The 6,220-nt window shown below is 53.1% G+C and carries 8 protein-coding genes and 1 pseudogene; all 9 read left to right on the top strand.

Annotated elements, in window-relative coordinates:
- Positions 1-163: 163 nt before the first annotated feature.
- Complete coding sequence (locus IKE44_RS04195; protein ID WP_049625001.1) at positions 164-1,339, top strand: D-alanyl-D-alanine carboxypeptidase family protein; 1,176 nt, start codon at positions 164-166, stop codon at positions 1,337-1,339.
- Positions 1,340-1,464: 125 nt separating this feature from the next.
- Positions 1,465-1,815, top strand: coding sequence for an anti-sigma F factor antagonist (spoIIAA, locus tag IKE44_RS04190; protein WP_011231792.1), 351 nt, complete (start codon positions 1,465-1,467; stop codon positions 1,813-1,815).
- Positions 1,816-2,256, top strand: coding sequence for an anti-sigma F factor (gene spoIIAB, locus IKE44_RS04185; RefSeq protein ID WP_033017151.1), 441 nt, complete (start codon positions 1,816-1,818; stop codon positions 2,254-2,256).
- A 13-nt stretch (positions 2,257-2,269) separates the two neighbouring features.
- Positions 2,270-3,022: an RNA polymerase sporulation sigma factor SigF gene (gene sigF, locus IKE44_RS04180; RefSeq protein ID WP_033017150.1), complete on the top strand. Its 753-nt coding sequence runs from the start codon at positions 2,270-2,272 to the stop codon at positions 3,020-3,022.
- A gap of 269 nt (positions 3,023-3,291) precedes the next feature.
- Positions 3,292-3,915 carry a stage V sporulation protein AA gene (locus IKE44_RS04175; protein ID WP_033017149.1) on the top strand — a complete coding sequence of 208 codons (624 nt, stop codon included), beginning with the start codon at positions 3,292-3,294 and terminating at the stop codon, positions 3,913-3,915.
- Positions 3,902-4,333, top strand: coding sequence for a stage V sporulation protein AB (locus IKE44_RS04170; RefSeq protein ID WP_049625000.1), 432 nt, complete (start codon positions 3,902-3,904; stop codon positions 4,331-4,333). The genes IKE44_RS04175 and IKE44_RS04170 overlap by 14 nt, the downstream gene beginning before the upstream one ends.
- 17 nt (positions 4,334-4,350) lie before the next feature.
- Positions 4,351-4,779 carry a SpoVA/SpoVAEb family sporulation membrane protein gene (locus tag IKE44_RS04165; protein ID WP_011231787.1) on the top strand — a complete coding sequence of 143 codons (429 nt, stop codon included), beginning with the start codon at positions 4,351-4,353 and terminating at the stop codon, positions 4,777-4,779.
- Positions 4,780-4,797: 18 nt separating this feature from the next.
- Positions 4,798-5,825: pseudogene (spoVAD, locus tag IKE44_RS04160) on the top strand (stage V sporulation protein AD).
- Between the two features lie 39 nt (positions 5,826-5,864).
- Complete coding sequence (locus IKE44_RS04155; RefSeq protein WP_033017142.1) at positions 5,865-6,215, top strand: SpoVA/SpoVAEb family sporulation membrane protein; 351 nt, start codon at positions 5,865-5,867, stop codon at positions 6,213-6,215.
- Positions 6,216-6,220: the final 5 nt, after the last annotated feature.

Below are 6,220 nucleotides of genomic sequence, written 5' to 3'. Positions count from 1 at the left end.
GTCACTCCTTTGTTTTGGCTGTTGGGTGTCGTTACCTCAATGATGGCCGAAAACAACGGGGGTGGCAAGCTTTTTTTCTTCCAACCGTTGAAACTCAAGGGAAAACCGTGAGTGTGGAGGATAAACTTTTGACAATACCGTATAAAGAATGGAGGTTTGGGAGATGAAAACGAAAGTCACTCGTCTTCTTTTATTGCCGTTTCTTCTTTTTCTTCCTCTTTCTGCCCATGCCGAGGCGAAAGAGATGAAGGAGGCGAAAGTGAAGCTGGCCGATGAGGCGAAATCAGCCATTTTGATTGAACGCGACACCGGCAAAGTATTGTATGAAAAAAATGCCCATGAACCATTGCCGCCGGCGAGCATGACGAAAATTATGACGATGCTGTTGATCATGGAAGCCATCGATGAAGGAAAGCTGTCCTACGATGAAAAAGTGCGGGCGAGCGAATACGCCGCGTCAATGGGTGGATCGCAAATTTTCCTCGAGCCGGGCGAGGAAATGACCGTCGATGAGATGCTGCACGGCATTGCCATCGGTTCGGCCAACGACGCGTCGGTCGCTATGGCTGAGCAGATCGCCGGGTCGGAAGAAGCATTTGTCGAGATGATGAATAAAAAAGCGAAACAGCTTGGCTTAAAAAACACCCATTTCGTCAATGCGACCGGCCTGCCGGCGGAACATCACTACAGCAGCGCTTATGATATGGCCATGATGGCGCGCGAACTGTTGAAATATGAAGATATTACGAAATATACGAGCAAGTACGAAGACTATTTGCGCGAAAATACGGACAAAAAATTTTGGCTCGTCAATACGAACCGGCTTGTCAAATTTTATCCGGGCGTTGACGGCCTGAAAACCGGATATACAGCCGAAGCGAAATATTGTTTGACCGCCACGGCGAAAAAGAACGGCATGCGCGTCATCGCTGTTGTGTTTGGAGCACCGACGCCGAAATCGCGCAATGCGCAAATTACGAAGATGCTCGATTACGCGTTTTCCCAATATCGAACTCACCAGGTGTACAAACGGAATGAAACAGTCGCCCGCGTCAACATAAGCAAAGGCAAACGGTCATCCGTCGAAGCGGTGACGTCGGAGTCGGTGTCGGTGCTGACGAAAAAAGGACAGTCGGTCGAGCAGATCGAAAAAGTGATCAAAGTGAAAGACAATGTGAAAGCACCCGTTCGCAAAGGCGATGAGCTTGGCGTCCTCATTTTAAAACAGGATGGAAAAGAAATTTTGCACAGCCCGATCGTCGCCAAGCAAACGGTCGAAGAAGCGAGCTTTTGGGATTTGTTTAAGCGGGTGTTTGGCCGCTTCGTGCAAGTGGGATAATGTCAAGTTTTGCGGTCTTTTCGCTCTCTTTGGCGAACGACCACTAGTTTTGTCGGGCGGCAGGATTTCGGGCGGACAGCAGCGAAATGTCTCCATATCCTGAAATGGACAAGGGGGAACACGCTGTGAGTCTCGCGATCGACTTGGAAGTGAAGCAAGACGTGCTCATCGTTCGCCTGTCTGGGGAGCTTGACCATCATACAGCCGAAGAATTGCGTGAACAAGTGACGGATGTGCTCGAAAACCGAGCGATCCGCCATATCGTGCTCAATTTAGGACAATTGACGTTCATGGACAGCTCTGGCCTCGGCGTCATTCTCGGACGCTATAAACAAATCAAAAACGTCGGCGGGCAGATGGTTGTATGCGCCGTATCGCCGGCCGTCAAACGGCTGTTTGACATGTCGGGTCTGTTTAAAATCATCCGCGTTGAGGCGGATGAGCAATTCGCCTTGCAAGCATTGGGGGTGGCGTAAATGCGCAACGAAATGCACCTCCAATTTTCTGCCCGCAGCGAAAATGAATCGTTCGCCCGTGTGACTGTGGCGGCGTTCGTCGCCCAGCTTGACCCGACGATGGACGAACTGACGGAAATTAAAACGGTTGTCTCTGAGGCGGTGACAAACGCGATCATTCACGGCTACAACAACGATCCGAACGGCATCGTCTCCATTTCGGTCATCATTGAAGACGGTGTCGTCCATTTGACGGTGAGAGACGAAGGAGTCGGCATTCCTGACATCGAAGAAGCGCGCCAGCCGTTGTTTACGACAAAGCCCGAGCTCGAGCGGTCAGGGATGGGCTTTACCATTATGGAAAACTTCATGGACGAAGTCATCGTCGAATCGGAAGTGAATAAAGGGACGACTGTGTATTTGAAAAAGCATATTGTGAAAAGCAAAGCGTTATGTAACTGAGGGAGACATGCCTATGGATGTCGATGTCAAGCAAGGTCAGTCGCCAATCAAAGATCAGGAGATGAAAGAGCTGATCCGCCGCAGCCAAGAAGGCGATCAAGAAGCGCGTGATGAAATTATTGAAAAAAACATGCGCCTCGTCTGGTCGGTCGTTCAACGTTTTTTAAACCGCGGCTATGAAGCGGATGACTTGTTTCAAATCGGCTGCATCGGCTTGTTAAAGTCGGTCGACAAGTTTGACCTGTCATATGACGTCAAGTTTTCGACGTACGCCGTGCCGATGATCATTGGGGAGATTCAGCGGTTTCTTCGCGACGACGGCACCGTCAAAGTGAGCCGTTCGCTGAAAGAGATGGGCAACAAAATCCGCAAGGCGAAAGATGAGCTGTCGAAAACGCGCGGGCGGGCGCCGACGGTTACGGAAATCGCCGACCATTTAGGCATTTCGCCAGAAGACGTTGTTCTGGCTCAAGAGGCGGTCCGCTTGCCGACATCGATTCACGAAACGGTGTACGAAAACGACGGCGATCCGATTACGTTGCTTGATCAAATTGCTGACGCCGACGAGGCGTCATGGTTTGACAAAATCGCCTTAAAAAAAGCGATCGAAGAACTCGACGAGCGTGAAAGGCTGATCGTCTATTTGCGCTATTACAAAGACCAAACCCAGTCCGAAGTGGCATCGAGGCTCGGCATCTCTCAAGTGCAAGTATCCCGGCTGGAAAAGAAAATATTGCAGCACATAAAGGACAAAATGGACGGATAGTCCATTTTGTCCGCACAAAGTGTTCTCAAAATGGACGGATGTCAATTCATCGGCGGTGAACCATGAATCGCATCCGTCTTTTGGTCTGTAAGCGCATTTTGGAACGCTTTTTCCAGAGCAAGCAACAAAAGTCTAAAAAAGAATGGGCATTTTTTGCCCATTCTTTTCTATTTTTATGAAATCGATGGTGAACGCCGACAGGCCGCATGATCGGTGTTTTTGCCAACCAAACTAAAGAAAAACAAAATGGGGATAAAGGTGTGAAGCAGATGGCAACCACTGTGTTTATTAAGCCACGCCATCGCGTGCAAGTGAAACCGGGAGCGGTCGTCACGCTCGGAGAAGTGGCCCAAATGACGGGAGGAGATGGCGGGCTGATTCGCCGGCTGAAGGCGATTCCGCTCTACCGCATCCAGCCGAGCGACAAGAACATCGTCATTATCGATATGATGCACATTGTTCGGGCTGTGCTTGATGCCGACCCGTCGCTTGATGTGCAGATGGTCGGCCCCTCACAGACGATCGTGGAAGTTGTGTACGAAAAACGGCGGTTTTCAATGGCTTCTTTTCTTCTCGTTTGGCTTCTTTTGTTCGTCGGTTCAGCCATGGCGATCATGAATTTCCACGAAGATGTGAGCATGCAGCAAGCGCATCGCCATCTTTACCAGATGATGACCGGCCAATCGGTCGATAAACCGCTGCTTTTGCAAATTCCATATTCGCTTGGGCTCGGCATCGGGATGATTTTATTTTTCAACCATTGGTTCCGCAAACGAATCAACGAGGAGCCCAGCCCTCTTGAAGTCGAAATGTTCAACTACCAGCAGGCGATCGATCAATACGTCATTTTGCACGAAAACAAAGAAAGCATGAGGCATCTTGACGACGCTTAAGGTGTTGCTGGTAGTGTTCGTCGGCTTTGCTGGAGGGCTGGCGGTCGGAACCGGGTTTGTCGCCTTTTTGGTTGTGCTTGGCGTCATTCCGCGCTTGACGCAGCTGACGAAAACGACGAAGCGCATTCACGCCTATGAGTGGAGTGCTGTCGCGGGTGCCATTGTCGGCGGCTGGATGAGCCTGTGCAATTCGGTGTGGCATTTATCCAAATATTGGCTTGTGCCGATCGGATTGTTTCATGGTGTGTTTATCGGAATGCTCGCTGCCGCTTTAACAGAGGTGTTGAACGTTTGGCCGATTTTAGCGAAGCGGATCGGCGTCGATGATAAAATCGTCATTTTACTTATGGCCATCGCCTTTGGCAAAGTGGCCGGTTCGTTGTTTCATTGGCTTTATTTTGTCGATCACTTTCGCTGACAAAGGAGGAAGGAAACGTGGGATTAAAGTCCGATTATGTCCGTGAGGTGAAGGCGTTTCAGCCTTCTCCCCCATACGCCGCCAATGCGGTAAAAGCGTTTCTTGTCGGCGGGGCGCTTTGTGCGTTGGCGCAATGGCTCGTTGATTGGTATGGCGGCACGTTTGCCGCTTCGCCGCTCGAGGCTCATCTGTGGGCGTCTATGGTGATGGCCGGATTGGCGATTGTGTTGACGGCCGTCGGGAAATATGATGATTTCAGCCAATTTGCCGGTGCGGGGGCGACGATGCTCATTACAGGGCTGGCCAATGCCATCGCGAGCGCTGCCATCGAACATCGCAGCGAAGGATGGACGGCCGGGGTGGCCGGGCAGATGTTGAAAGCCGGTGGGGCAGCGGTCATTTATGGTCTGATTGCCGCCTATGTGCTTGGCCTTGTTTGGCCGTGACGAAAAGAGGGATTGGCCATGAAACGTGTCGGAAAGCAGACATGGGTGTTTGACGATGGTGTTTACATCCAAGCGGCCGCTGCCGCAGTCGGGCCGCTTGAAGCCGACGGGCCGCTCGGAAGTTATTTTGATGTTTGTCATCGCGACTTATATTGCGGCGAAGCGACGTGGGAGCTGGCCGAGCGGAGGCTGATGCGGGAGGCGGTGGATTGCTGCTTGCAAAAGGCGGGCGTCTCTGCCGAAGAAGTCGATCTATTTTTGGCCGGTGATTTGTTAAACCAAAATGCGACATCGAACTATGTCGCCCGCGAGCTGCCGATTCCGTTTTTATGCTTGTTCGGCGCCTGTTCGACCTCGATGCAAACGTTGGCGGCAGCCGCTGCGTTTGTCGCTGGTGGATTGGCTGATCGGGCGCTTGCGGCGACAAGCAGTCATAACGCGACGGCCGAACGGCAGTTTCGCTACCCGACTGAACTGGGGGTGCAAAAGCCGAAAACGGCGACGTTCACCGTCACGGGCGCCGGTGCCGCGCTCGTTGGCCGCGCGCCGGGACGTTGGCGCGTCCGGGCGGCGACGATCGGCAAAGTCGTTGACGCCGGGCTGAAAAACCCACTCGACATGGGGGCGGCGATGGCCCCGGCGGCGGCCGATACGATCGAGCAGCATTTCCGTGACTTAGGCGTCTCGCCGGGCGATTACGATTTGATTGTCACCGGCGACTTGTCGCGCGTCGGCAGCGTCATCGTCCGCGAGTTGCTTGCTGAATCAGGCTACGATGTGACCGACGTTTACAACGATTGCGGGATGATGATTTACCGGCCAGATCAAAAGGTGTTCGCCGGCGGCAGCGGCTGCGCCTGCTCGGCGGTCGTCACGTACGGGTATTTGCTTCAAGAGCTCGCCCGCGGAACGTTTCGACGCCTGTTTGTCGTCGCTACCGGGGCGCTCTTGAGTCAAACGATGGTGCAGCAAAACAGTCGATCCCAGCGATCGCTCACGGCGTCGTCATCGAAGCGGCTGGACAGGAGTCGGATTTGCCGCCGTAGGACGTCTTTTATTTGGGAACGATCAGGAGGGAATGTGATATGGAATACGTCCGTGCCTTTCTCGCCGGCGGGCTCCTGTGCGCCATCGTTCAGCTCATCATCGACCGCGGCAAATGGACGCCGGCTGGCGTCGCCGGTTCGCTTGTCGTCTTTGGCGTACTCCTTGGCTTTGGCGGCGTCTATGATCCATTCGTCGCTTGGGCTGGCGCCGGGGCGACGATGCCGCTATGCGGATTTGGGTATTGGTTGGCGAAAGGGGCCATGGTAGAACCGCGGCCGGAGGGATTTGTCGAAACCGGAGCAGCGGTGTTCCGATTTGCCGGCGCCTTGTTCGCTTTTATCGTGGCTGGCTCTTTTGCCGCGGCGCTCACTTGCAAACCGAAAGGGTAGAGATG

It is taken from the genome of Geobacillus sp. (assembly GCF_017515625.1).
GTDB classification, from domain to species: domain Bacteria; phylum Bacillota; class Bacilli; order Bacillales; family Anoxybacillaceae; genus Geobacillus; species Geobacillus stearothermophilus.
Note: the sequence above shows the minus strand (reverse complement) of the source record. Positions and strands in the feature narration are given on the sequence as shown.